Genomic DNA, 24,869 nt, shown 5'->3' on the forward strand with positions numbered 1-24,869 from the left:
GCTACCGCGCCCAAAGATAGGCTTAGCCCTGATCCCGGCCAATTGCTAGAATTGGCGCTTGCTTAAATCAATATGGTTGGTATGTCCGAACAAGCCCCAGTCCAGGAAGACCCGCAAGCGCGTGCCGAGCGCCTGAACGCGTTTGTCAAAGCGCTGCCGCATCTGCCGGGCGTTTATCGCATGCTGTCGCAAGATGGCACCGTGCTGTACGTCGGCAAAGCCATCAGTCTGAAACGGCGGGTCGGGTCGTATTTTCAGAAAAACGATCACAGCCCGCGCATCCGCTTGATGCTGTCGCAAGTAGACCGGATCGAAACCACCGTGGTGCGTTCCGAAGCCGAAGCGCTGGTGCTGGAAAACAACCTGATCAAGGCGCTGGGGCCGCGTTACAACATTCTGTTTCGGGACGATAAAAGTTATCCCTATCTGGTGGTGACCGGCCACAAATCGCCACGGCTAGCTTACTACCGCGGCACGCTGGATAAACGCAACCAGTACTTCGGGCCATTTCCAAACGGTTTTGTGGTCAAAGAAAGCATCCAGCTGCTGCAGAAGGTGTTCAAGCTGCGCACCTGTGAAGACAGCGTTTACGCCAATCGCTCGCGGCCATGTTTGTTGCATCAAATCAAACGCTGTTCCGCACCGTGCGTGAACGCCATTTCGCCTGAGGATTACCGTCGCGACGTGCATAACGCGGTGCTGTTCCTGAACGGGCAGGGCAATGAGCTGCTAGTGGAACTGGAAAGCCGCATGGCTGCAGCCTCGGAAGCCTGGCGCTTTGAGGAAGCGGCGGCGATTCGTGATCAGGTGCAGGCGCTGGCAAAAATCCAGGAAAAGCAGTTTGTTTCCAGCAATACCAGTGAACTCGATGCCGATATCATTGCGGCGGTGGTCAAGGACGGCACGGTTTGCCTGAACCTGGCGATGGTGCGCGGTGGGCGGCACGTGGGCGACAAAAACCTGTTCCCCAGCAACGCCAACGATTACGACGCGGCCGAGGCGCTGGAGGCGTTCCTGGCGCAACATTATCTGGATCGCAACGTGCCCGGCGTGGTGATCTGCACGCCGCCACCGACCAATGTTGAAGTGCTGGTCCAGTTATTGAGCGATCAGGCTAGCCGCAAAGTCATCATCAACAGCAATCCCAATGGCGAACGCCGTGTGTGGCTGGAGATGGCACGCAAGAACGCCGAACTGGCGATTTTGCAGCGTGCGAGCCATTCTGCCAGCCAGGCCGGTCGTTTGCAGGCCTTGATCGAGGCTTTGGATTTGCCCGAAGAAACGGCGCGCATTGAATGTTTTGATATCTCGCACACCATGGGCGAGGCCACGGTAGCTTCTTGCGTGGTGTTTGATGATGGCGATATCCAGACCAGCCAGTATCGCCGGTACAACATTTCCGGGATCACGCCCGGTGATGACTACGCCGCCATGCGCCAGGTGCTGACGCGGCGCTACGAGAAGATCGCGGGCGGCGAGGGCAAAGTACCCGATCTGATCCTGATTGATGGCGGCAAAGGCCAGTTGGCCATGGCCGAACAAGTCATGGCTGAAGTCGGGCTGGCGCAACCGATCTTGATTGGCGTGGCCAAGGGCGAAACGCGCAAGGCCGGGCTGGAACAACTGATCTTCGCCACCACCCACGAAGCCGTGCAATTGCCGCGAGATCACCCCGGCTTGCATCTGGTGCAGCAAATCCGCGACGAATCGCACCGTTTCGCCATTACTGGCCACCGCGCCCGCCGTGCCAAAGCCCGCGTGGCGTCCAGTCTGGAAGAAATCGAAGGCATCGGCCCCAAACGGCGGCAAAAACTGCTGGCCCGCTTTGGCGGATTGCAAGGCGTGAAGGGTGCCAGCGTAGATGACCTGATCCAGGTTGAAGGCATTAACCGCGATCTGGCGGAGAAGATATATTCGGCCTTGCGAGGTTGAACTGGTTGGGTAGCATGTCCTGAGAGGACGTTGTTTCAACGATTCGCGTAAGTTGAAGGCTTAGGCTTTATCCAGATACTGCGCGCACCTGTTAGAATGCTCACTTTTAAGCGACCTGGCTAACTTTGCGATGCCATTTAACCTGCCGATTTTTCTGACGTGGCTACGCGTAGCAGCAATTCCGGTTTTTGTTGGCTTGTTCTATTTGCCCGATTCGGTGATCTCGCTGCCGATGAAAAACATGACAGGTGCCACCATCTTTGCCGTGGCGGCATTGACGGACTGGTTTGATGGTTTTCTGGCCCGACGCTGGAATCAGACATCCTCGTTCGGCGCATTTCTGGACCCGGTTGCTGACAAGTTGATGGTCGCCGCCGCACTGATTTTGCTGGTAGAACTCACCCGCGCGCCGTCCTGGCTGGCCGTGATCATTATCGGTCGCGAAATCACCATTTCTGCGTTGCGTGAATGGATGGCCCAACTGGGCAAGTCCAAAAGTGTGGCTGTGGCTTATATCGGCAAGCTCAAAACTACGGCGCAAATGGTCGCGATTTTGCTGCTGTTATGGCAAAGCAATTTCATTCCGGGCATCTCTACCCAGTGGGTGGGTACATTGGCGCTGTATATCGCTGGCCTACTGACCATCTTGTCCATGTTCTATTACCTGCGCGTGGCAACAGAACAGTTTCGCAGCGCTTGATCGCAGCTAAAGATCGCTCAGGCGGCAACGGCAACTGATTCGCCCAAGCCATTGCGGATCGTCACCGCCATGGCGCGGACCAGGTCTGGATCAAGCTGCAAGGGTGGTGCGGTTTCTTTCTCGTTCAGCGGCGTCAGTAGCCAGTCTTCATGATTGCCAAATACCTTGAGGCGGCTACGACAGGCCGGGCAGGCAATCACTGCGCCGCTGCGAGTCTTCCTCGGGATGGCGATAATCGGCCCGCAACTTGGACACGCCTGCAGTCGCACCCCAGGCTCGGAATGGCCGACCACCTCATCAAATACCCCGGTTTTACCCATACGGATAAATCGCTCTCCCAATTCGGTATCGAATTGCGTGCCGAGCTTTTCCGCGATGATATCCAGCGCCTTGGCAATGGGCATGCCTTGCCGGTAAGGGCGGGTGGAGGTCATGGCGTCAAATGCATCGGCGATGCCGACAATTTTTGCGGCAAGTGGAATATCCGCTGCGATCAACCCGTGTGGATACCCTTTGCCATCGGGCGTTTCATGATGCAAAGACACGGCGTCCATGGCCAGAAAGGCGAGCGGATGGTTGCCCAGCAATTTGGCGCCTATCTCCGGATGAGTACGAATCACCGTGTATTCTTCGTCTGTAAGCGGGCCAGCCTTGTGCAAGATGGCATCCGGGACGCCAATCTTGCCAAGATCATGCAAAAACCCGCCCAGCGTGATCTGGGAGACAGCTTCTGCGGGTAATTCCATGTCCTGCGCCATCAGATACGACAACTGTGAAACGCGCCAGAGATGGCCGCCCGTGTATGGGTCGCGCGCTTCAACCAGCGAAGCCATCACAAAAAGACTGTTGAGCAGGTGTGAGACGAGATCCATACTGGGTTTTCAGCCTTGTCGGGTTAGTGGGCAAGTACGCGTTTCCACAGCATTGGTCGGACGAATTCCGGATTTGTTACGCGCAGCAAAGGCAATTGCCGTTTTACAATTACGGTCTATTTGAGATTCACTTGCACTATGGCATCCGGCGTGCCGGAATACGGAAAAATTTATGATTATCGTAATGCAGACGGGTGCAACTGAAGCCCAAATCAATGGTGTGGTCGGTGAAATCCATAAAGCCGGTTTGCGTGAACATCTTTCGCGCGGCGCGGAATTGACCATCATTGGCGCCATTGGCGATGAAGACAAACTGGATGCGGCGCATCTGGAAATACTGCCCGGTGTAGCGCGGGTAAATCGCATTACCAAACCCTACAAAATCGTTTCGCGTGATACCCATCCGGACGGATCAATCATCCGCGTGCGCGGGATTCCCATCGGGGGCGAGCAGATTCAGGTCATTGGCGGGCCATGCTCGGTAGAAACCGAAGAACAAATGGAACTGGCTGCGCAAGGTGTAGCCGATGCCGGTTGCCGCTTGATGCGCGGCGGCGCGTTCAAACCACGCACTAGCCCGTATGCTTTTCAGGGCTTGGGCGTACAAGGGCTGGAGTACTTTCAGCACGCTGCGCGCAAGCATAATTTCCCCATCGTTACCGAGCTGATGGATGTGCGCATGCTCGACACCTTTATGGAATACGACGTCGACGTCATCCAGATCGGTGCGCGCAATATGCAGAATTTTGATTTGCTGAAAGAAGTGGGGCGCGTCAACAAGCCGATTATTCTGAAACGCGGTTTGTCGGCCACCATTTCAGAATGGCTAATGTCGGCCGAATACATTGCGGCCGGTGGCAATCACAATATTATTTTTTGCGAGCGTGGCATTCGTACCTTTGAAACGGCCTATCGCAATGTGCTGGATGTGACGGCGATTCCGGTTCTGAAACGCGAAACGCATCTGCCAGTGATTGTTGACCCAAGCCATGCCGGTGGCAAAGCGTGGATGGTACCGGCACTGGCTCAAGCCGCTGTAGCGGCAGGCGCTGACGGCTTGCTGATCGAAATGCACCCCAATCCATGTGAAGCGTGGTGCGATGCCGATCAGGCGCTGACACCGGAAGAGTTGAAGAAATTGATGAAGACGCTGGGAGCGATTGCACAAGCGGTGGGCAGAAGTCTGTAAGAGGCAGACTTGGCTGCAATGGGGTGGCACAAGAGTGATTTGGATTACCGATTTGGCATATACGGGTAAAATTCCCGCGATTGGTACAAAACCGATGCCCGTTATGGTGGTCGCATTAGCTCACTTTAATGAAAACAGGAGCAAACTCCATGCGCATTCTTCAAGCCACCGTACTTGCCGCACTGCTCGGTGCTGCCAGTATTGGCGCCCAGGCTCGCTCGTTGCTGGACGGGGATTATCAGCTTGAGTCATGGCGGGTAGCCGGTCAGCTTCAGCAGGAAAAGTCACAGCAGCCGGTGACACTCAAGATTGATGGCAATCATGTAAGCGGGTTTTCGGGATGCAACCGTTTCATGGGGCAAATCCAGACACTGAATGGTTTGAAGATTGGTCCGTTGGCAGGCACGCGAATGGCGTGTGTGCAGCCAGAGGTTGGCGTTAAAGAGAGTGACGTCTTGAAGTTGCTCGATACCAGCAACCAGTACCAGCTGGATCAGCAAGGCCATCTGGTATTCATGACCGCCAATGACGACCGCCTGGTATTTGCTCGCAAAGGCGCTGCCGCCGCCAAATCGGTAACGCAAGCGGCGGCTGCCAACGATGAACGTGTAATCCAGATCGCGCCAGAAACCCGGACTTGCTCGGCGGGCGCGGGCAAAATGGACTGCCTGCAGGTGCGTGAATCGGCCGATCAACCGTGGACCATGCTGTATGGCGGGATCGACGGTTTCAACTACCAGCCGGGTACGCTTTACACCTTGCGGATCAAAGAAACCAAAGTGGACAATCCACCGGCAGATGGGTCTTCCATCAAGCGCAGTCTGGTCAGTGTGTTGACCACGCTGGTCGAGCAATAAACCGTTGCCGGTGGGTCGGCATCAATATCGTTAAAAACCAAGGGCAATTTGAATGAGTGGCGTGCGCAAGCTGGTATTGCTGGGAACGGGTTTGATTGGTGGCTCGTTTGCCCTCGCGCTCAAGCGCGCACGCCTGGTTGAGCGGGTGGTTGGCGTCGGTCGTAATTCGGCCAACCTGACCCGTGCCCTGGAACTGAATGTCATCGATGAAGCCTCGCACGATGCCGCTACTGCTGTGCAGGGTGCCGATCTGGTGTTGCTGGGAACGCCAGTAGGCCAGATGGGTGCCCTGATGCAAGCCATCGCTCCGCATCTGGCTGATGATTGCATTGTGACCGACGGTGGTTCGACCAAACAGGATGTCGCCGGCCTGTTTCGCGCCTTTCTGCCCGGGCATTTGCATCATTGCGTGCCCGGCCATCCAATTGCCGGTTCTGACCTTTCCGGAGCGGCTGCTGCCCAGTACGGATTGTTTGAAGGCCGCCGTGTGGTGCTCACACCTTTTGCCGAGACTGCCCAAAATGCCCTACAGCAGGTAGAAACCTTATGGCAGCAATGCGGGGCACGGGTGTATACCATGACCCCTGAGCAACACGACGGCATTTTTTCTGCGGTCAGCCACGTGCCGCATCTGCTGGCCTTTGCCTATATGAACGCGGTTCTGGCCAAGACCGATGCCCAATCCTGCCTCGATTTTGCTGCCACTGGTTTTCGCGATTTCACCCGCATCGCCGGTTCGCATCCGGATATGTGGCGCGATATTGCATTGGCTAACCGCAGCGCAATCCTCGGTGATCTGCGTTCGTGTGCCACACAATTACAGCAGGTGATTGCGCTGGTAGAGGCGGGCGATGAGGCCGGAATGGCCGAATATTTTTCGACCGCAAGCCAGGCGCGCGTCGCTTGGGGCCAGCGTAATAAATAAGTTTTTTGGGTGCTTTAAACTAAAAGCCGCCTGCTCTTTGCGGGCGGTTCTCGTTGGGGCTTGATGTATGGACCAACAAAAATAACAGGACAAGAACGATGACTTATCTTGCAAGCAAAACCCGTTATGACCGCATGCCTTATCGCCGTTGCGGCAAAAGCGGCCTGAAATTGCCAGCACTGGCACTCGGGTTGTGGCATAACTTTGGCGACAACAAGCCCTACGAAACCTCGCGCCAGATGGTGCTGGAGTCGTTTGATGCCGGCATCACGCACTTTGACCTGGCCAACAACTATGGCCCACCTCCCGGTTCGGCTGAGTCGACTTTTGGCCGCGTGCTGACTACTGATCTGAAGGCGTATCGCGATGAGCTGATCATTTCGACCAAGGCGGGTTGGGAAATGTGGCCAGGCCCTTACGGTGACTTCGGTAGCCGTAAATACCTGATGGCCAGCCTGGACCAAAGCCTGCAGCGCATGGGCCTGGACTACGTGGATATTTTCTATTCGCATCGTCCTGATCCAGATACACCGCTGGAAGAAACCATGGGCGCGCTGGATGCCATCGTGCGTCAAGGTAAGGCGTTGTACGTCGGTATCTCTTCGTACTCGGCTGACCAGACTCGTGAAGCATCGCGCATCCTCAAAGAACTGGGTACACCGTGCCTGATTCATCAGCCATCGTTCTCGATGTTTGATCGCTGGATCGAAAACGGTTTGACCAAGGTACTGGATGAAGAGGGCATTGGTTCCATCGCCTTCTGCCCACTGGCACAAGGCCTGCTGACCAGCCGTTATCTGAATGGCGTCCCCAAGGATTCGCGCGCTGCCGATACAGGCAACCCTTTCCTGACTGCAGACAAGGTTGATGCTCGCCTGGCGCAAGTCAAACTGCTGAATGATCTGGCAGTGGCACGCGGTCAGACGCTGGCGCAAATGTCGCTGGCATGGGCACTGCGTCAGGTCACCACCGTGATCATTGGTGCCAGCCGTGTCGAGCAAATCCATGAAAATCTGGGTGCGGTCGACAATCTGGAATTCAGTGCTGATGAACTCGCACGTATCGAAAGCATCCTGGCAGGCAAGTAATGCATAGTTTGTTGGTACCTGTTATTGCTATTGATGGCCCGTCTGCGTCCGGTAAAGGTACCGTGGCGCAGCGGGTGGCTGCCGCGCTGGGGTTTCATTATCTGGATTCCGGCGCGCTGTACCGGTTGGCTGCGTTGGCAGCAGGCCGGGCTGGCGCGGCGTGGGATGACGAAAACGCGGTGGCTAATGTGGCGCAAACGCTGGATGTGCGCTTCGTGGGTGAGCACATTCTCTTGAACGACATTGATGTGAGCACGGCGATCCGCACCGAGGCAATTGGCGTGGGCGCGTCCAAAGTGGCAGCGTTTGCCCAGGTGCGGGCCGCCTTGCTGGAGCGTCAGCGCGCCTTTGCTCAAGTACCCGGCCTGGTGGCTGATGGCCGCGATATGGGCTCGGTGGTATTTCCGCAGGCTGCGCTCAAGGTTTTTCTCACCGCCAGTGCGCATGTTCGGGCCGAACGCCGCTACAAACAATTGATCGCGCGCGGTGAAACGGCTGATCTGGAAGCCATTACCGCCGATCTGGAAGCACGCGACGCCCGTGATCGCGCCAGAACCGTCGCGCCACTCATGCAATTGCCCGATGCCCACTTGCTGGAAACGTCCGATCTGGGTGTAGAAGAGGCGGTTGCGCAAGTTTTAACATGGTGGCAAGCGGCAAATCATCGCTAAACACTTGAACAAGTTGAGAGATTTCTCTAGAATCTCTAGTTTCCCGGATTGGATGGTATGACCATATCATTTCGTCCGGCATCCCGCGCAAGCGGAAAACTGGTGGCTGGCGGCGCGCAAAGCACTGTTGGCCTGGTTTAACGAACCCCCCTCTGGGCGTCAGTCCGGAGATGCTGGAACCTTTCATTTCATGACTACTGCAACTTTTAACGACTCCATGGAAAGCTTTGCTGCGCTTTTCGAGGAAAGCCTCACACGCCAGGAAATGCGCGCTGGTGAAGTGATTACCGCCGAAGTCGTCGGCATCGATAATAACTTCGTGACCGTGAATGCCGGTCTGAAGTCGGAATCCCTGATTCCGCTGGAAGAATTCAAGAACGATAACGGCGAAGTCGAAGTCAAGGTTGGTGACTTTGTTCCCGTCGCTATCGACAGCCTGGAAAACGGCTACGGTGAAACCAAGCTCTCCCGCGAAAAGGCCAAGCGTCTGGCTGCGTGGATCGAGCTGGAAGACACTCTGGAGAAGGGCCTGGTCATGACAGGCGTGATCTCTGGCAAGGTCAAGGGCGGTCTGACTGTGATGGTCAACGGTCTGCGTGCTTTCCTGCCGGGTTCGCTGGTCGACATCCGTCCGGTGAAAGACACCACTCCGTTCGAAGGCAAGCAAATCGAATTCAAGGTGATCAAGCTCGATCGCAAGCGCAACAACGTTGTTGTTTCGCGTCGCGCCGTGCTGGAAGAATCCCTGGGCGAAGAGCGTCAGAAGCTGCTCGAAACCCTGCGTGAAGGCGCGGTGGTCAAGGGTATCGTCAAGAACATCACCGACTACGGTGCGTTCGTTGACCTGGGCGGCATCGACGGTCTGCTGCACATCACCGACCTGGCATGGCGTCGTGTGAAGCACCCGTCCGAAGTTCTGGCAGTTGGCGATGAAGTTGAAGCCAAGGTCCTGAAGTTCGATCAAGAGAAGAACCGCGTTTCGCTGGGTCTGAAGCAACTGGGCGAAGATCCGTGGGTGGGTCTGTCCCGTCGTTACCCGCAAGGCACCCGTCTGTTCGGCAAGGTTACCAACCTGACCGACTACGGCGCGTTCGTTGAAATCGAACAAGGCATCGAAGGTCTGGTGCACGTGTCTGAAATGGATTGGACCAACAAGAACGTTCATCCGTCCAAGGTTGTTGCTCTGGGCGACGAAGTTGAAGTCATGATCCTTGATATCGACGAAGAAAAGCGTCGTATCAGCCTGGGCATGAAGCAATGCATGGCTAATCCTTGGGATGAGTTTGCAGAAAACTTCAAGAAGGGTGACAAGCTGAAGGGCGCGATCAAGTCGATTACTGACTTCGGCGTTTTCGTTGGTCTGCCAGGTGGCATCGATGGCCTGGTTCACCTGTCCGACCTGTCCTGGAATGTGACTGGCGAAGAAGCCGTTCGCAACTTCAAGAAGGGTGACGAAGTTGAAGCACTGGTTCTGTCGATCGACGTGGACAAAGAACGCATCTCCCTGGGCATCAAGCAACTGGAAGGTGATCCGTTCAACAACTACGTGGGCACTAGCGACAAGGGCGCCATCGTCAAGGGTACTGTGAAGTCCCTGGATGCCAAGGGTGCCGTGATTGCTCTGACCGAAGAAGTTGAAGGCTACCTGCGTTCGACCGAAGTTTCCCGTGACCGCGTGGAAGACATTCGTTCCGTACTGAAGGAAGGCGATGCTGTTGAAGCCATGATCATCAACGTTGATCGCAAGAACCGTTCGATCAACCTGTCGATCAAAGCCAAGGACATGGGCGATGAGAAAGATGCAATGACTCGCCTGTCCACGACTGCTGACAGCAGCACTGCTGGTACAACCAACCTCGGCGCATTGCTGAAGGCCAAGCTGTCCGGCTCCAACGAATAAGGGAACGAGGCAGCATGACGAAGTCCGAACTCATATCGAAACTCACCTCCCGCTACCCGCAACTGGTGACAAAAGATGCTGAGTTGGCCGTCAAGACCATTCTCGATGCGATGGGCAAGAGCCTGGCTCAAGGTCAGCGCATCGAGATCCGTGGCTTTGGCAGCTTTGACCTCAACTATCGCCCGCCGCGAGTGGGGCGCAATCCGAAATCAGGCTCTCGAGTCGAAGTTCCGGAAAAATTTGTGCCACATTTCAAAGCAGGCAAGGAATTGCGCGAGCGCGTAGACGAGCTCCTGTGATATCCCTGTTGTCATCCGACAGCACACAAAAACGGCCCCTTCGCGGGCCGTTTTTTTTATGTGCAAGCGAAACCGTTTTTAACAGCTTTGGCTGATATGGCCGCCCGTAACGGTTTAATGAGTAACAGTGAGCGGCTCATCGATACAGCATTGTTACTAATGCACGGGAAAACCTGACATGGCTGGTTGCCGTGAATCGGCTACAATATCGGCATAATCCAATCTGCATGGAATAACGATGCGTTATGTCTACGGGCTCCTCAAACTGATTGTGTTTGTTGTGTTGTTGGGATTCGCCATGCGCAATGGTGCGTCAACATCACTGCGTTTCTTTGCGGGCTATGAATGGACCGCCCCGCTTTCCATGATTTTGCTGGTGTTCTTTGTGGTCGGCGTGGCATTGGGTTTGCTCGCTTCATTCACGCGTGTCGTGCGTATGCGGCGCGAGCTGGTTTCTTTGCGCAAAGAATTGCGTGTCCGGGCAGCCGCGCCGGTGGCGACTGCCGAAGCCGTGGCTGTTGAACCACCGCGCGATGCATTCTGACAGCGCTTGTTCCAATCCTCAGAATAACGATAATGCCGGCTTGAACTGGCCAGGTTAATTCCAATGGTAGATTCCCAATATTGGTGGTTGATTGCGTTTCCAGCCTTTTTTGCTTTGGGCTGGCTGGCTGCACGCATTGATATCAAACACGTTTTATCTGAAACACGTTCTTTGCCGGCCGCTTATTTCAAAGGGCTCAATTACCTGTTGAATGGCGAAACCAATCGTGCGGTTGAGGTATACGTAGAAGTTGCCCGCCACCACGTGGAAACGGTAGAACTGCAATTTACGCTGGGGCATCTGTTTCGCCGTCGCGGTGAACTGGAGCGGGCAATTCGCATGCACCAGAAATTGCTGGCCCGCCCCGAATTGAATGTCGCCCAGCGACAGCAAGCGCAATTTGAATTGGCGCAGGACTTTATGGCCGCCGGTTTGTTTGACCGCGCCGAAGCGATTCTCACCGAGTTGCAACACACCGATTATGCGCGCCAGGCGCGTACCGAATTGCTCGGCGTTTATCAGCAGGAAAAGGCATGGCGCAAAGCCATTGAAATCGCCCAGCAATTACGTGATGACAGCCATACATATCAGCATGAAATTGCCCAGTTTCACTGCGAACTGGCGGAGCAAGCGATCGCTCGCTCGCAACCAGACGACGCACGTGTCGAACTTGAAGCGGCATTGACTGCCAATCGCCAGTGCGCGCGTGCCCGTTCCCTGCAAGGGGAAATGGCCATTCAGGCGGGCGAGGCGGCGATAGCCATCGAATGCTGGCTGGCCATTGAAACACAGGATCCGCATTATCTGGCGTTGATCGCCCGTCCGTTGCTGGCTGCCTATGACGGAATGAATCGCGCCGAAGAAGGTACACGCCTGATGGTGCGGCTGTTAAGCCAATACCCAGATCTGGATGTGCTTGATCTGACTTACGAGCGACTCATGACCCAGAAGGGCATGGACGACGCCTACGCTTTCGTGCGCGAGCGTTTGCGCAGCCATCCGACCATGCCGGGTTTGCGGCGTGTGCTTGAAACGCATTTACTGGTTGCGCCCGACGATCAGAAGGCCGACCTGGAAATTATTGTCAAACTGCTGAACGAGGCTACACGTGAGCAGTCGATGTATTACTGTAGTCATTGCGGGTTTAAGGCAAGGCAGTATTTCTGGCACTGTCCGGCCTGCACGGAGTGGGAAACATTCGCTCCTGTGCGTGGCCAACGCAGTCGCAATCCGCAATAAACCCCGCCCTGACGCGGCCCGCGATGGCGGGCTGCGCGCTTACTGTGAGCAGAGCAGAATCTATGTTGCATGACCCCAAAATCATTGTTGCCCTCGATTACGCCGATGCCGCCTCGGCGCTGGCATTTGCTGACCGCGTAACGCCGCAGCAATGCCGCCTGAAAGTGGGCAAAGAATTGTTCACCAGTGCCGGTCCGGCGGTGGTCGAAGGCCTGGTTGATCGCGGATTTGAAGTCTTCCTGGATCTCAAATTTCACGATATTCCGAATACCGTAGCGCATGCCTGCAAGGCAGCGGCGCGTCTGGGGGTGTGGATGGTGAACGTCCACGCGCTGGGCGGACGCAAAATGATGGAAACCACGCGTGAAGCGCTGGAAGCCTTGCCGCAAAGGCCGCTTTTGATTGCCGTCACTGTTCTCACCAGCATGGACGCCGGGCAACTGGCTGAAGTCGGTCTGCCCTCACCCGAATTGCAAGTCGAGCGGCTTGCCCGGTTGACCCAGTCCAGCGGCCTGGATGGCGTGGTGTGTTCGGCACAGGAAGCGGGCCGCCTCAAGACCTTGTGCGGCGCCGATTTCAAGCTGATTACGCCGGGTATTCGCCCGGCCAATGCCGCGCTGGATGACCAAAGCCGGGTGATGACACCGCAGGCCGCGCTGGCAGCCGGCTCAGACTATCTGGTGATTGGCCGGCCAATCACGCAAAGCGTAGATCCTTTGGCTACGCTGCAACAAATCAATCAATCGATCAAGGAAGCCTGATTCATGAAAATCTCAGTGGTTGGTACTGGCTATGTGGGCTTGGTAACTGGCGCCTGCCTTGCCGAGTATGGCAACGACGTGGTGTGTCTTGATCTGGACCAACGCAAGATCGACCTGCTGCGCTCGGGTGGTATACCGATTTTTGAACCGGGCTTGGACGATATCGTCGCGCGCAATGTGGAAGCAGGGCGCCTGCGTTTCACTACCGATATCAACGAATCAGTCGAGCACGGCACCGTGCAGTTTATCGCCGTGGGCACGCCGCCCGGCGAAGACGGCTCGGCTGATCTGCAATACGTACTGTCTGCCGCGCGCAATATTGGCCGCGCCATGACTGACTACAAAGTGATTGTCGACAAATCGACCGTGCCGGTTGGTACTGCGGGCAAGGTGAAAGAAGCTATCGCTGAAGAACTGGCCAAGCGCGGTCTGACGCTGGAATTCAGCGTGGCCTCGAACCCGGAATTCCTCAAGGAAGGCGCTGCGATTGAAGACTTCATGCGCCCGGACCGCATTGTGGTCGGCGCTGAAGATGATCGCGCCATCCGTATCATGCGCACCATTTATCAGCCGTTCCAGCGCAATCATGAGCGCATGCTGGTGATGGATATCCGTTCCGCCGAACTGACCAAGTACGCCGCCAATGCCATGTTGGCGACGCGGATTTCGTTCATGAACGAACTGGCCAATCTGGCGGAAAAGCTGGGAGCCGATATCGAACTGGTGCGCAAAGGCATTGGCTCGGACCCGCGCATTGGTTACAGCTTTCTGTATCCGGGTGCTGGCTACGGCGGCTCGTGTTTCCCCAAGGACGTGAAGGCATTGTGCCGCACGGCCAACGAATACGGCATGGACCTGAAAGTGCTAACCGCCGTGGAAGAGGTCAATGACGAGCAAAAAGGTCTGTTGGTCAAGAAGGTCACCAAACGCTTTGGCGAAGACCTGAAGGGTCACCACTTCGCAGTTTGGGGGCTGGCATTCAAGCCCAAGACCGACGATATGCGTGAAGCACCGAGCCTGGTGGTGATTGATGGCTTGCTCAAGCGTGGCGCCACGGTCAGTGCCTTCGACCCTGTGGCCATGAACGAAGCAAAGCATACGCTGGGCGATTCCATCGTCTATGGCAAGACCTTCATGGATGTACTGGACAACGCCGATGCGCTGCTGATCGTCACTGAATGGAAAGAATTCCAGGTGCCGGATTTCAACGCCATCAAGGCGCGCCTGAAGCAGCCAATCGTATTTGATGGCCGTAATCTGTTTGAACCTTCTGTCGTACGTGAACACGGATTTGAATATGACGCCATCGGCCGCCTCTGAGACATCCCAAAGCGCGCTGCGCGAGGCGATGAGCCGTGCTCGCGTGCTGGTTGTGGGTGACGTCATGCTGGACCGCTACTGGTTCGGTGACGTCAAACGTATTTCGCCGGAAGCGCCGGTGCCAGTGGCGCACATCCGCAAGACTGAGGAGCGAGCCGGTGGTGCTGCTAACGTGGCGCGCAATATCGCCGCGCTGGGCGGTAAGGCAACGTTGCTCGGTGTGGTCGGACAGGACGAAGCGGGCGATACACTTGAACGTCTGATGCAGGAAGAGGGCGTGGCGACGTCGCTTTATCGTGATCCGGATATTGCCACTACCGTGAAGTTGCGGGTATTGGCACGCCAGCAGCAATTGCTGCGAATCGATTTCGAAGAGGCGCCCAGCCACGAAATCCTGGCGACCAAGCTGGATGATTTCTGCCGCATGCTGCCAGACACCGACGTGGTTATCTTGTCCGACTACGGCAAGGGCGGCTTGCACCATGTATTCGACATGATTGCTGCGGCTCGTGTGGCGGGCAAGCCAGTACTGATTGATCCGAAAGGTGAGGACTATTCGCGCTACCGCGGTGCCACGCTGATTACGCCGAATCGCTCGGAGTTTCGTCAAGTGGCCGGTGAATGGCGTGATGAAGCGGACTTGGTGGCCAAAGCGCAATCCATGCGCGAGCAACTGGATCTGGACGCATTGCTGGTTACCCGTAGCGAAGAGGGCATGACGCTGTTCCGCAAGCAGGGTGTGGCGCACATGCCAACAGTGGCTCGCGAGGTGTTTGACGTGTCGGGTGCGGGCGATACCGTGATCGGCACCATGGGCTTGATGCTGGCCGCTGGCCTGGATTTGCCGCAAGCAATGCAATGGTCGAATCTGGCTGCAGGCATTGTGGTCGGTAAACTGGGCACGGCAGTTTGCCATCTGGACGAGTTGTTTACCCAAAAGGCGAGCTGACCAAGCTGGTACGGGTGATTTACGCCAATAAAAAGGCCGACATCGTCGGCTTTTTTATTGGCAGTCAGAGATCAGGCAGTGGCACCTGGTGCTGGCGGATGCTCGATTTCCACCCTGTTTTTGCCGGCTTTTTTGGCGCGGTACATTGCCGCGTCAGCGCGGTCTATCGCCCAATTGCCGGGCTCACCCGGCTGCAATAGCGTCACGCCAGCACTGAAGGTAATCAATATCTTTTCGTTGTTGTGCAGGAAAAAGCGGCGAGTCAGTTCGCGTTGCAGGCGCAGCATGGCGGCAGAGCCCTCCGTCAGACTGGTTTCCGGCAGCAACAAGACGAATTCCTCACCGCCATAGCGGGCAATGCGGTCAGTGGGGCGCAGCAGGGATTTGACCACCGCCACGAGGTGAATCAGCGCTTTGTCACCGGCGCTATGCCCACGACTGTCATTCAGGCGTTTGAAGTCGTCCAGATCAAGTAGCACCAACGCCAGCGGGCTGCCGTGGCGCTGGGCGCGGGCAGCCTCAATGACAATGCTTTCTTCGAGCCCGCGACGATTCAAAGCACCGGTAAGCTGGTCTTCACGAACCTTCTCGCTAACTGAGCGCAGTTCATTTTCCAGTTGTTGAATCCGCGCCTGGGCTGCATCAGCCTCGGCGCGGGATTCCAGCAATTCATCGCGGGTACGTACCACGTCCAGCTTCATTGAGCGCGTATCCTGGGTCAGGTTATCCAGAACGTCTTTCAAATCCGCCAGATTATTGCTGCGTTCGATCTGATCGCTGTAACGGTTGATCCGGGTGTGATACTGGTCGGTGCTGTCGGCAATGGTGCCCAACCGGTCGATGAAAGAGGTCAAGACGGACTTGAGTGAGGTCTGTGCTTCACGCAGGCCCTGCTTGAGCACGCTTTGCTTGTAGATCACCTCTTTCAGACCCGCTTCGGCGTCATAGATCAGTCGCATGTCCAGCGGTTGCGACATGATGTTTTGCACCACGGCGATTTGGCCGTGCACCCATTCTTCGTCGACGATGATCTCGCCAATATTGTCGGTCAGCAGGCGCAACAGATTAAGCAAACCATCACACAGGCGCTCTTCCTGGCCGTTGGTGAGCTCTAGCCGGATCCAGAATTTTTTCAGGCGTGGCACAAACTTGCGCAGGTCATTCTCGGTTAGCACACCTTCAACTTCGCGCGCCAACGACGATGCGTCAATGGCCAGATCGGGATGATGCGTCAAACGTGCTGCCAGCCCCAGATCAAGTGCTTGGGCCAGGGCTTCGCGCCATTCTTCCCAATTGGCCAGGCGGGGATTGTTTTCGGCGACTTCCATGATTGGTGCAATTGCACCGGCTGGAAGGACTTCTTCAACCGGATCGACCGAGTCGATCGACCCGCCAGAAGTTTCCGTCCAGGAGCGGACCAGTCCATCCAGTTTTTCATTCAACGCGGCAGGGTCGGCACCGAAGTTGATAAGTACTTTTTCCAGCGAATCCTGCTTGCGACTGGTGGGATAGGCTGGATTGCGCAGTTCCCACTGGCGCATGAATTCGCGTAATAAATCGGCCCAACTGCGTGTCAGTTGGGCCTGCCCGCCTTGCAGGTCCACGCATTTGAAAATCAGTTCTGGCGCGCGCTCCCAGTCTCCGGCGCGAATGGCGCGGCGGAACTGATCCAGATTGCGTAGTAATTCGGGGGATTGCCGTGGCAATTGCGCCAGTTTTTCTTCCAGCACCCGTGCTAATGGATTAAGGCGCTCTTCTTCCGGAGTACCCGCAATGCTGTGAAAGATTTCTTCGTAATGGTCCGGTGTCGGCGAAATACGGCGAATGGAGAGCTGCTTTAGCGTTTCCCGTGCTACATCGGTCGGGTTTATATTGGTGCTCATTCGCGTACTGTCCTTGTTCGCCGCGGCGATTGAAGGGCTCAATTATAATGACTGGCGCGATATTTGGTATGTGCAACAGCCAGGTGTTGCAAGAGTGGGGTACAGCGGAATGATAGACGTAAAAACGGGGAGCTATGCTCCCCGTTTGTATCATTACAGACCGGCAAGAAACCGGTCAGAAATGCTTATTGCTCGCCAACAACGGTAACCTTGACTTCAACAACCACGTCGTGGTGCAGAGCCAGGGAAACGTCGTATTCACCGATGGCTTTGAAAGCGCCATCCGGCAGACGAACTTCAAATTTCTTCACTTCAAAGCCAGCAGCGGAGAACGCTTCAGCAATGTCAGTGTTGCCAACGGAGCCGAACAGGCGACCGTCAACACCAGCCTTCTGGCTGATGGTAACGCTAGCGCCTTGCAGCTTCTCGGCACGGGCTTGTGCGGCAACCAGGATATCAGCTTGCGCTTTTTCCAGGTCAGCACGGCGTGCTTCGAATTCTTTCAGGTTGGCGTCGGTTGCACGCTTGGCTTTGCCTTGCGGGATCAGGAAGTTACGGGCAAAGCCGTCTTTAACTTTGACCACATCGCCCAGGCCACCCAGATTTGCTACTTTTTCGAGCAGAATGATTTGCATATTTTATTCTCCCCGGCTTAGTGCAGATCGGTGTACGGCAGCAGCGCGAGGTAACGAGCGCGCTTGATTGCTGCAGACAGTTGGCGTTGGTATTTGGCTTTGGTGCCAGTAATACGTGCTGGAATGATTTTACCGTTTTCAGCAATGAAATCTTTCAGGAGCGCGGTGTCCTTGTAGTCGATTTCTTTGATGCCTTCAGCGGTAAAGCGGCAAAACTTCTTGCGCTTGAAAAGGTGGCGAGACATGGTATCTATCCTTTAATTCAACAATTCGTACTGTTCGATATGCAACACGAGCCGGCGGCGAAGTTTTTGTCCCATGCTTACCAAAAAGCCTGCGACTCTGACTTGTTGACCAATTTGCAGTTTGCTTAATGCCTGAGCAGTGGGGCCAGAGGCTCTGGCCGGTGCTTCCAGCGTTACCCGCCGGGGCATTTCATTTTCCAGTTGCTCCGATTCATGCAACAAAACCAGTTCCAGAATCGGGATGCCTGCTGGCGTAATGCGCAGGGCCTGCATTTCAATCAGGGTGCCGTTTAAAAGTACCCGGTTGCTTTTCGTCACGTCGTTGCGTTAGCAAGTCGACCAGCCATTAAACGGCTTGGTCTTCCTGTGCCGGAGCGGACAACGACTTGGACTTCTCTTCCTTCATCATCGGGGAAGCTTCAGTCACTGCGTGTTCCATCTTGGTAGTCAGATGGCGCAGTACGGCGTCGTTGAACTTGAAGGCGTGTTCGAGTTCGTCCAGGGTTTCCTGGCCGATTTCGACGTTCAGCAGAACGTAGTGAGCCTTGTGGATTTTCTGGATCGGGTAAGCCAGTTGACGGCGGCCCCAGTCTTCCAGACGGTGGATCGTGCCGTTGCCGGTAGCGATCAGGGATTTGTAGCGCTCGATCATTGCGGGCACTTGCTCGCTTTGATCAGGGTGCACGATGAATACAATTTCGTAATGTCGCATGTGTGCTCCTTACGGTTTAATAACAGCCTGCCGCGTGCGACGCCGGTCAGGCAAGGGGTGAACACGCAACTATATATGAAAAACCCGGCCCCATGCAAGCTGCTGGGCCGGGTTTTCTAATTGGATGCTGCCAATCGGTACGGATTTAGCGTTCGATCTGGTCGATCTTGTCGGTTACGCCAGCCCAGGTTTCGTGGTCTGGTTGCGGATCTTTCTTCTCGACGATGGCTGGCCACAGCTTGGCCAGTTCTGCGTTGAGCGGAATATAAGCCTGCATATCGGCCGGAACGTCATCTTCGGCATAGATGGCCTCAACCGGGCATTCGGCCACGCACAACGTGCAGTCGATGCACTCGTCCGGGTCAATCACCAGGAAGTTCGGGCCTTCGCGAAAGCAATCTACCGGGCAAACATCAACGCAGTCGGTGTACTTGCATTTGACACAGGCGTCGGTGACAACATAGGTCATGGCGTATCCTTTTTCAGAGCGGAGCGAGTAGGCGTTAATCGGTCAGCGCGAGGTGGTGCGCGCTGACGCGTGATATAAAATGCGGCTATTTTATAACAAAGCGGCGCCAAGGCTGAACTACTCGTGTTCAAAACAATGAAAACCCGCCATCTTCAAGGCGCGTGCCCCCCCATGTTTTCGCTGAAGAGCACTGTTGCTGCGCGTCGATCCGTTGCCTTCACGGTCGACCCGGCGGCGCCAAACGGTTATCGCGGGCGGTTTGCGCCCAGCCCGACCGGCGTGCTGCATGCCGGTTCGCTGCTCGCCGCAGTTGCCAGTTATCTCGATGCGCGCGCCAACGGCGGGCAATGGCTGGTGCGCATGGAAGATCTCGATGGGCCGCGTTGTATTCCCGGTGCTGCCGAGCGGATCTTGCAGCAACTCGACAGCTGGGGAATGCATTGGGACGGAGAGGTGGTCTACCAGAGTCAGCGCACTGCCTTGTACCACGACGCTTTGAGCATTCTGCAAGATGGCGGACATGTATACACGTGCAGTTGCACCCGCAAAGAAATTGCCAGCGTGGCGCACGCCGGGGTGGATGGCCCCGTTTATCCGGGCACTTGCCGCAACGGACTCAAGCCGGGCGCCAAGGCACGGGCATGGCGGCTCAGGGTGCCCCAATCTGGTGTGATTTCTTTTACCGACCGGATTCAGGGTGCGCAGCTGCAGACATTGGCCGAAGAGGTTGGTGATTTTGTATTGCAGCGGGCTGACGGATTGTTTGCATATCAATTGGCCGTGGTGGTCGACGATGCGCTGCAAGGCATAACACATATTGTCAGAGGCGCTGATCTGCTTGATTCGACCCCCCGTCAGCAATACTTGCAGCAATTACTCAATTGCCCGTCTCCTGAATATGCGCATATCCCGGTACTGGTTAATTACAAGGGCGAAAAGCTTAGCAAGCAAACCCTCGCACCCGAGGTGTTGTCAGAAAATCCGGTTCCGGTGCTTTGGAATGCACTTTTGTTGCTGGGACAAAATCCGGATCCGGCTCTCCTTTCTGCCTGTTTACAGGATTTCTGGTCGTCTGCCGTGAACAAATGGGATTTGCGTTCAGTGCCCGTCGGGCGTCGGGTTCAATCCGATGGTCGGCTGTATGAGTGAATTATCTGTTGTTTGAAAAATAACAATTGCTTATTAAATTTGACAATTCTTATTGAATTGGCGATTTTTCGGATTATCCACTACTGGTAATCAGTGTGCTTGCTGCTTCACCTTGCGTCTTTTTGGCGTCGGGTGTTATGTTCGCGGCCCGGAATTTATGAATTTGCCAACCCTGTTTTGGGTTGGTCTATGCGAAAGAAATTGGGGGAAGTCTGTGCCTATCAAACCTGGAGTCAAAGCCTGCGTGCTAGCACTGATGCTGGCAGCGCCGTGGAGTGCCCAAGCGGCGGGGCTGGGACGTTTGAATGTCTTGTCCGGACTCGGACAACCGTTCCGCGGGGAAATCGATCTGGTTGCCGTGCAGCCAGAAGAGGCTGATTCGTTGGTTGTTGGCCTGGCGCCGCCTGATGCTTATGGCGCTGCGCAAGTGCCTTATCCATCGTCGTCGCTTGGTCTGCGTTTCAATATCGACAAGCGGGCCAATGGCCAGTACTTCGTGACTGTTTCTTCCAGCCAGGCCATCAGCGAGCCGGTTCTGGGGTTGCTGGTCGATCTGAACTGGGCGTCTGGTCATATCCAGCGCGAATACACGGCGCTGATTGATCCGGTCGGTTACGGCTCGGGCAACAATGCCAGCGGTACGGCGGCATCGGGTACGACTGCTAGCCACGCGCTGACTGGCGCCATTACCCCGGCTCGTCCGCAAACGGGCAGCTCAGGGACATCCCGCAAAGGTCGCAAGGCGCAACACGCACCTGCTGCGGCGGCAAGCAACGACACCAGCACCACCACGACGCCGGCAGCTTCGGCTGGCGCACAAGCCGGGGCAGATAGCTATACCGTCAAGGCTGGCGATACCTTGTCTACCATCGCTCATCAGGTTCAGCCGGATGGCGTGAGTCTTGAACAAGTATTGGTCAGCCTGTACCGCAGCAACGAAGATGCGTTCAACGGCAACATGAACCGCCTCAAGCGCGGCAAGATTCTGCAGATTCCGTCGGCTGCCAAGATGGCAGAAGTGACGCGTGGTGAAGCTTCCAAAGAAATTCATCTGCAATCGCAAAACTGGCACGCATATCGTCAGCAAGTAGCCGAAAACGCTAGCAAGACGCCGGCGGAAGATACGCAAAACCAAAGCACCAGCGGCAAGATCGGTGCCAAGGTTGAAGACAAGGGCGCAACATCCGGCCAGCAAAGCAAGGATGTGCTCAAGCTGTCGAACGGCAGCAAGACCGGCGCTGCCGGTGCTGGTTCGAGTGAAGAAGACAAAGTTGCCCACGAAAAGGCGTTGAAAGACGCGCAAGCCCGGGTAGACAGTCTGCAAAAGAATGTCAAAGACATGAAGGGCCTGTTGGCACTGCAAGGCAAGGCGGTGGCTTCGCAAGCTTCTGCCGTTGCTGCGCCGGTCGCATCTGCCGTGGCTGCTGCATCGCAAACCGCCGCAGCGGCTGTCGCCGAAGCCAGCGCCACTGCCAGCGCTCCAGTGGCTGAGCCCGTTGCGTCGGCTGTGGCCGCCAGCAAGCCAGCGCGTCACCACGTGATGCCAGCTCCGGCGCCGGTTGCCGAACCGTCATTCTTTGATTCGCTGATGGAAAATCCGGTCCTGCCGGGTGCTGGTTTGCTGGTGTTGTTGCTGGGCGCGGGTGCGTTTGTTTATAACCGCCGCCGCAAAAAACCGGCTGCCTTTGATGACAGCATCATCACCGGTGGTGACCTCAAGCCCAACACGGTGCTGGGTCAGACTGGCGGTGCGGTCATCAGCACGCAACCGACAGAAAACTCATTCCTGACGGACTTTAGCCGCCAGGGTCTGGGCACTATCGATACCGATGAAGTGGACCCGATTGCCGAAGCTGAAGTGTATATGGCCTACGGTCGTGACGCTCAGGCTGAGGAAATCCTCAAGGATGCGTTGGCTCGCGATCCATCGCGTAACGAAATCCGCCTGAAGTTGCTGGAAATCCACGCGGCACGCAAGGACAAGACTTCGTTCGAAGAAGTGGCATCTGATCTGTACGCCAACCAGAACGGTCGCGGTCCGGTTTGGGAGCAAGCTGCCTATATCGGGCATAACCTTGATCCGGAAAATCCGCTGTACTTGCGGACCGAAGCTGCTGCACGTGCTGCTGAAGCGCATCCTACCGGCGCAAGCGGCACGGCGATCGCTGCCGGTGCGGCAGTCGCTGGCGCGGCAGTGGCAGGGCTGGCGGCAGAAGCTGCTCACCACGATCACAACCTGGACTTTGATCTGGGTCTGGATCATCCGGCCGCTACAACTCCTGTGGTTGAGCATGTAGCACCGATTGAAGTTGCCGCTCCTGCGGTCGCTCAATCCGAAGCGATGATTGATCCGCTGGCGGATCTTGATCTGGGCCTGGATATGCCGGCTGCAACGCCAGCGCCGGTTTCAGAACAAGCCGTTCCGGCTCCGGCGGTGCATGAAGACCTGGCTTCTGGGCTGGACTTTGATCTGGATTCTTTTGACGTTCCAGCAACTGCCGCTGAGCCAGAAACCCACGAAGTAACCGATGCCCTTGCCGATCTGCATTTGCCGCACGCAGACGACGATGAGTTGGTGTTCCCGCTGGATGAATCGCTAAGCGAAGAACATCTGGAAGCTTCGTTGCCAGAAATTGCGCCCGCTGATCTTGATCTGGATTTGCCAGGTTTTGAATCGACCGCAACTCCGGCCACGCATCACGCTGAACCTGCAGTCGCTGACGATCTTGGGCTGGATTTCAGCTTTGATCTGAATGACGAGTCTGGTGCAGTAGCAACGCCGACCGCATCTGGTATAGCTCCGGCACCGTCGTTTGATTCCACTTTTGGCGCTTTGCAAAGTGCGGATGAATCAACAACCGACTACGGCAGTGATGATCCGGTGCAAACCAAGATCGACCTGGCTCGCGCCTATATCGATATGGGTGATGTTGAGGGTGCTCGCGAGATTCTGCATGAGGCCGAAGCTGAAGGTAGTGCGCAGCAGAAACAGGAAGTGCGTGGTCTGCTGAATGGCTTGTAATTGCGGTAAACGACGTTTGCGGGATGTGTGAAGCTTGCATCCCGCAAACGCAATTCTCTGCTGGATATGGGTGGCGTGCTGGTTGCAGTTGTTGCAGCCCACGCCACTTGTCGTTGTAACTGCGCTACTGGTGACGGTGACTCTGTGGCAAGAGCGCGCGCGCATGCTGCGTATGTTGCGGCGAGTGCGCGTGCTGCTTGCGGCCATCATCCTGGTTTACGGCTGGTCGACGCCGGGTTTGTATGTCTGGCCGGGCTGGTTGTCGCCAACGCGTGAGGGTCTCTGGTTTGGTTTGATCCAGGGTTTGCGTCTGCTGGCGGTGTTAACCAGCCTGCAATGGTTGCTGCGGACATTAAAACGCGATGATCTGTTTGCCGGGGTTTACCTGCTGGCCGCGCCGCTAGGCTGGCTGGGTGTAAATCGGCAGCGCTGGGCGCTGCGTCTGGCGTTGACTATGGACTATGCCGAGACCTTGCTGGCCGAGCGCCAGGACTGGCGTAGTTTGTGGCAACAACTGGCAAATCCGGCAGCCGATAAGCCAGAAAACGCGGTAGTCGTCGATTTGCGGATTCGCGCGCTTTCACCGGTACAGACCAGCCTGATGTTCCTGCTGCTGGTCGGCATCGTGCTAACCTTACTGTTTTTGCGCTGACCCAAGTGCAGTCATCCTCATTCTTCTGACCCGAAACCCATGAAATACGCGCTTGCCATTGAATATGACGGCCGGGCCTTTTATGGCTGGCAAGTTCAGCCCGATCGGCCGACCGTACAAGCCGCGGTGGAAGCCGCCATTTCGCGCATGGCGGGCCATGCCTTGCGCGTGCACGCGGCTGGCCGTACCGATACTGGTGTGCATGCCAGTGGTCAGGTCGTGCATTTTGAGACCGAGGTCAATCGCCCGCTCACCGCTTGGGTGCGTGGCGTAAACAGCTTTTTGCCCGATGGCGTAGCAGTGCGCTGGGCACAAGAAGTGCCGGAAGAATTTCATTCGCGCTTTTCTGCCACCGGTAGGCACTACCGATATCTGCTGCTGAATCATCCGGTGCGCCCCGCGTTGTGGTCGGGCAGGGTGGGTTGGACTCATTCCGCGCTGGACATTGATGCGATGCGCCAAGCAGCGGTGTTGTTGCTAGGGACACACGATTTTTCCAGCTTCCGGGCGGCGGAATGCCAGGCCAAAACGCCGGTCAAAACCTTGCGCAGGATTGAATTGATTGAGCAGGGCACGTTGCTCGCGGTCGATTTTGAGGCTGATGCCTTTTTGCATCATATGGTGCGCAATCTGATGGGCGCGTTGTTACACATTGCCAAAGGCAACGCGCCGCCAGAATGGATTGTGACTCTGCTGGCCCAGCGCAACCGCAGCGTGGCACCGCCTACTTTTATGCCAGATGGCTTATATCTGACTGGTGTGAGTTATCCTGCACAATTCGGCCTGCCAAGCGAGCCTGATCCGCGTTATGGCTTGATCTAGCTGGATTGGCGGGGTATTGGCCTGATCTTGCTAG

The 24,869-nt window shown here is 56.2% G+C and carries 25 protein-coding genes; 18 read left to right on the top strand and 7 right to left on the bottom strand.

Annotated features, from left to right (window positions below; all coding sequences use genetic code 11):
* Positions 1-81 precede the first annotated feature (81 nt).
* Both uvrC and pgsA read left to right on the top strand, forming a co-directional pair.
* A complete protein-coding gene (gene uvrC / locus P4L78_RS16640; protein WP_309329150.1) occupies positions 82-1,932 on the top strand; it encodes an excinuclease ABC subunit UvrC in 1,851 nt (616 codons plus the stop codon).
* Positions 1,933-2,062: 130 nt separating this feature from the next.
* Complete coding sequence (gene pgsA, locus P4L78_RS16645; RefSeq protein WP_283149243.1) at positions 2,063-2,632, top strand: CDP-diacylglycerol--glycerol-3-phosphate 3-phosphatidyltransferase; 570 nt, start codon at positions 2,063-2,065, stop codon at positions 2,630-2,632.
* Between the two features lie 17 nt (positions 2,633-2,649).
* Here pgsA and P4L78_RS16650 read toward each other — a convergent pair whose 3' ends face one another.
* Positions 2,650-3,504: an HD-GYP domain-containing protein gene (locus tag P4L78_RS16650; RefSeq protein WP_309329154.1), complete on the bottom strand. Its 855-nt coding sequence runs from the start codon at positions 3,502-3,504 to the stop codon at positions 2,650-2,652.
* Positions 3,505-3,676: 172 nt separating this feature from the next.
* On the opposite strand from P4L78_RS16650, the gene aroF reads away from it, so the two are divergent.
* From aroF to rfaE1, 12 genes are all read left to right on the top strand, one after another.
* Positions 3,677-4,693: a 3-deoxy-7-phosphoheptulonate synthase gene (gene aroF / locus P4L78_RS16655; RefSeq protein WP_309329157.1), complete on the top strand. Its 1,017-nt coding sequence runs from the start codon at positions 3,677-3,679 to the stop codon at positions 4,691-4,693.
* Between the two features lie 149 nt (positions 4,694-4,842).
* Entirely contained in the window at positions 4,843-5,550 is a 708-nt protein-coding gene (locus P4L78_RS16660; RefSeq protein ID WP_309329159.1) for an META and DUF4377 domain-containing protein, read from the top strand.
* 52 nt (positions 5,551-5,602) lie between these two features.
* Entirely contained in the window at positions 5,603-6,475 is an 873-nt protein-coding gene (locus P4L78_RS16665; protein WP_283149247.1) for a prephenate dehydrogenase/arogenate dehydrogenase family protein, read from the top strand.
* Between the two features lie 98 nt (positions 6,476-6,573).
* Positions 6,574-7,563, top strand: a complete 990-nt coding sequence (mgrA, locus tag P4L78_RS16670) for an L-glyceraldehyde 3-phosphate reductase (RefSeq protein WP_309329163.1) — start codon at positions 6,574-6,576, stop codon at positions 7,561-7,563.
* Complete coding sequence (gene cmk, locus P4L78_RS16675; protein WP_309329166.1) at positions 7,563-8,234, top strand: (d)CMP kinase; 672 nt, start codon at positions 7,563-7,565, stop codon at positions 8,232-8,234. Before mgrA ends, cmk begins: the two co-directional genes overlap by 1 nt.
* A 217-nt stretch (positions 8,235-8,451) precedes the next feature.
* Entirely contained in the window at positions 8,452-10,134 is a 1,683-nt protein-coding gene (gene rpsA / locus P4L78_RS16680; protein ID WP_283151455.1) for a 30S ribosomal protein S1, read from the top strand.
* A gap of 14 nt (positions 10,135-10,148) precedes the next feature.
* Positions 10,149-10,433, top strand: coding sequence for an integration host factor subunit beta (locus tag P4L78_RS16685; RefSeq protein WP_283149250.1), 285 nt, complete (start codon positions 10,149-10,151; stop codon positions 10,431-10,433).
* A gap of 238 nt (positions 10,434-10,671) precedes the next feature.
* Positions 10,672-10,977, top strand: a complete 306-nt coding sequence (locus tag P4L78_RS16690; protein ID WP_283149251.1) for a lipopolysaccharide assembly LapA domain-containing protein — start codon at positions 10,672-10,674, stop codon at positions 10,975-10,977.
* 63 nt (positions 10,978-11,040) lie between these two features.
* Positions 11,041-12,216, top strand: coding sequence for a lipopolysaccharide assembly protein LapB (gene lapB / locus P4L78_RS16695; RefSeq protein WP_309329169.1), 1,176 nt, complete (start codon positions 11,041-11,043; stop codon positions 12,214-12,216).
* A gap of 62 nt (positions 12,217-12,278) precedes the next feature.
* Positions 12,279-12,977, top strand: coding sequence for an orotidine-5'-phosphate decarboxylase (gene pyrF / locus P4L78_RS16700; protein ID WP_283149253.1), 699 nt, complete (start codon positions 12,279-12,281; stop codon positions 12,975-12,977).
* A 3-nt stretch (positions 12,978-12,980) separates the two neighbouring features.
* The gene (locus P4L78_RS16705; protein WP_283149254.1) at positions 12,981-14,297 is read left to right on the top strand and encodes a UDP-glucose/GDP-mannose dehydrogenase family protein; all 1,317 of its coding nucleotides are present in this window, start codon (positions 12,981-12,983) and stop codon (positions 14,295-14,297) included.
* Positions 14,275-15,246, top strand: a complete 972-nt coding sequence (gene rfaE1, locus P4L78_RS16710; RefSeq protein WP_283149255.1) for a D-glycero-beta-D-manno-heptose-7-phosphate kinase — start codon at positions 14,275-14,277, stop codon at positions 15,244-15,246. The genes P4L78_RS16705 and rfaE1 overlap by 23 nt, the downstream gene beginning before the upstream one ends.
* 71 nt (positions 15,247-15,317) lie before the next feature.
* Here rfaE1 and P4L78_RS16715 read toward each other — a convergent pair whose 3' ends face one another.
* The 6 genes from P4L78_RS16715 to fdxA all read right to left on the bottom strand — a co-directional run bounded on the left by P4L78_RS16715 (position 15,318) and on the right by fdxA (position 19,190).
* Entirely contained in the window at positions 15,318-17,129 is a 1,812-nt protein-coding gene (locus P4L78_RS16715; protein ID WP_309329172.1) for a diguanylate cyclase domain-containing protein, read from the bottom strand.
* A gap of 185 nt (positions 17,130-17,314) precedes the next feature.
* Positions 17,315-17,764, bottom strand: coding sequence for a 50S ribosomal protein L9 (gene rplI, locus P4L78_RS16720; RefSeq protein ID WP_309329174.1), 450 nt, complete (start codon positions 17,762-17,764; stop codon positions 17,315-17,317).
* Between the two features lie 17 nt (positions 17,765-17,781).
* The gene (gene rpsR, locus P4L78_RS16725) at positions 17,782-18,009 is read right to left on the bottom strand and encodes a 30S ribosomal protein S18 (RefSeq protein WP_283149258.1); all 228 of its coding nucleotides are present in this window, start codon (positions 18,007-18,009) and stop codon (positions 17,782-17,784) included.
* A gap of 12 nt (positions 18,010-18,021) precedes the next feature.
* Positions 18,022-18,327, bottom strand: a complete 306-nt coding sequence (priB, locus tag P4L78_RS16730; protein WP_283149259.1) for a primosomal replication protein N — start codon at positions 18,325-18,327, stop codon at positions 18,022-18,024.
* Between the two features lie 28 nt (positions 18,328-18,355).
* A complete protein-coding gene (gene rpsF, locus P4L78_RS16735; RefSeq protein ID WP_283149260.1) occupies positions 18,356-18,721 on the bottom strand; it encodes a 30S ribosomal protein S6 in 366 nt (121 codons plus the stop codon).
* A gap of 145 nt (positions 18,722-18,866) precedes the next feature.
* The gene (fdxA, locus tag P4L78_RS16740; RefSeq protein WP_283149261.1) at positions 18,867-19,190 is read right to left on the bottom strand and encodes a ferredoxin FdxA; all 324 of its coding nucleotides are present in this window, start codon (positions 19,188-19,190) and stop codon (positions 18,867-18,869) included.
* A gap of 171 nt (positions 19,191-19,361) precedes the next feature.
* Here fdxA and gluQRS point away from each other — a divergent pair, with 171 nt between their 5' ends.
* From gluQRS to truA, 4 genes are all read left to right on the top strand, one after another.
* Positions 19,362-20,339 (top strand): tRNA glutamyl-Q(34) synthetase GluQRS, encoded by a 978-nt coding sequence (gene gluQRS / locus P4L78_RS16745; protein ID WP_309329177.1) that lies wholly within the window; start codon positions 19,362-19,364, stop codon positions 20,337-20,339.
* 244 nt (positions 20,340-20,583) lie between these two features.
* Complete coding sequence (locus P4L78_RS16750; RefSeq protein ID WP_309329180.1) at positions 20,584-23,361, top strand: FimV/HubP family polar landmark protein; 2,778 nt, start codon at positions 20,584-20,586, stop codon at positions 23,359-23,361.
* A 70-nt stretch (positions 23,362-23,431) separates the two neighbouring features.
* A complete protein-coding gene (locus tag P4L78_RS16755) occupies positions 23,432-24,013 on the top strand; it encodes a CbiQ family ECF transporter T component (protein WP_309329183.1) in 582 nt (193 codons plus the stop codon).
* Positions 24,014-24,052: 39 nt separating this feature from the next.
* The gene (gene truA / locus P4L78_RS16760; RefSeq protein WP_283149265.1) at positions 24,053-24,835 is read left to right on the top strand and encodes a tRNA pseudouridine(38-40) synthase TruA; all 783 of its coding nucleotides are present in this window, start codon (positions 24,053-24,055) and stop codon (positions 24,833-24,835) included.
* Positions 24,836-24,869 lie beyond the last annotated feature (34 nt).

The organism is Silvimonas sp. (assembly GCF_031291215.1).
Taxonomy (GTDB): Bacteria; Pseudomonadota; Gammaproteobacteria; order Burkholderiales; family Chitinibacteraceae; genus Silvimonas; species Silvimonas soli.

Coding starts and splice junctions, on each gene's coding strand:
- gluQRS (WP_309329177.1), top strand. CDS start 19,362: ATGTTTTCGCTGAAGAGCACTGTTGCTGCGCGTCGATCCGTTGCCTTC.
- rpsR (WP_283149258.1), bottom strand. CDS start 18,009: ATGTCTCGCCACCTTTTCAAGCGCAAGAAGTTTTGCCGCTTTACCGCT.
- P4L78_RS16690 (WP_283149251.1), top strand. CDS start 10,672: ATGCGTTATGTCTACGGGCTCCTCAAACTGATTGTGTTTGTTGTGTTG.
- P4L78_RS16715 (WP_309329172.1), bottom strand. CDS start 17,129: ATGAGCACCAATATAAACCCGACCGATGTAGCACGGGAAACGCTAAAG.
- P4L78_RS16705 (WP_283149254.1), top strand. CDS start 12,981: ATGAAAATCTCAGTGGTTGGTACTGGCTATGTGGGCTTGGTAACTGGC.
- rfaE1 (WP_283149255.1), top strand. CDS start 14,275: ATGACGCCATCGGCCGCCTCTGAGACATCCCAAAGCGCGCTGCGCGAG.
- aroF (WP_309329157.1), top strand. CDS start 3,677: ATGATTATCGTAATGCAGACGGGTGCAACTGAAGCCCAAATCAATGGT.
- rplI (WP_309329174.1), bottom strand. CDS start 17,764: ATGCAAATCATTCTGCTCGAAAAAGTAGCAAATCTGGGTGGCCTGGGC.
- pgsA (WP_283149243.1), top strand. CDS start 2,063: ATGCCATTTAACCTGCCGATTTTTCTGACGTGGCTACGCGTAGCAGCA.
- pyrF (WP_283149253.1), top strand. CDS start 12,279: ATGTTGCATGACCCCAAAATCATTGTTGCCCTCGATTACGCCGATGCC.
- P4L78_RS16660 (WP_309329159.1), top strand. CDS start 4,843: ATGCGCATTCTTCAAGCCACCGTACTTGCCGCACTGCTCGGTGCTGCC.
- uvrC (WP_309329150.1), top strand. CDS start 82: ATGTCCGAACAAGCCCCAGTCCAGGAAGACCCGCAAGCGCGTGCCGAG.
- rpsF (WP_283149260.1), bottom strand. CDS start 18,721: ATGCGACATTACGAAATTGTATTCATCGTGCACCCTGATCAAAGCGAG.
- mgrA (WP_309329163.1), top strand. CDS start 6,574: ATGACTTATCTTGCAAGCAAAACCCGTTATGACCGCATGCCTTATCGC.
- P4L78_RS16650 (WP_309329154.1), bottom strand. CDS start 3,504: ATGGATCTCGTCTCACACCTGCTCAACAGTCTTTTTGTGATGGCTTCG.
- P4L78_RS16685 (WP_283149250.1), top strand. CDS start 10,149: ATGACGAAGTCCGAACTCATATCGAAACTCACCTCCCGCTACCCGCAA.
- fdxA (WP_283149261.1), bottom strand. CDS start 19,190: ATGACCTATGTTGTCACCGACGCCTGTGTCAAATGCAAGTACACCGAC.
- rpsA (WP_283151455.1), top strand. CDS start 8,452: ATGGAAAGCTTTGCTGCGCTTTTCGAGGAAAGCCTCACACGCCAGGAA.
- P4L78_RS16665 (WP_283149247.1), top strand. CDS start 5,603: ATGAGTGGCGTGCGCAAGCTGGTATTGCTGGGAACGGGTTTGATTGGT.
- cmk (WP_309329166.1), top strand. CDS start 7,563: ATGCATAGTTTGTTGGTACCTGTTATTGCTATTGATGGCCCGTCTGCG.
- truA (WP_283149265.1), top strand. CDS start 24,053: ATGAAATACGCGCTTGCCATTGAATATGACGGCCGGGCCTTTTATGGC.
- lapB (WP_309329169.1), top strand. CDS start 11,041: ATGGTAGATTCCCAATATTGGTGGTTGATTGCGTTTCCAGCCTTTTTT.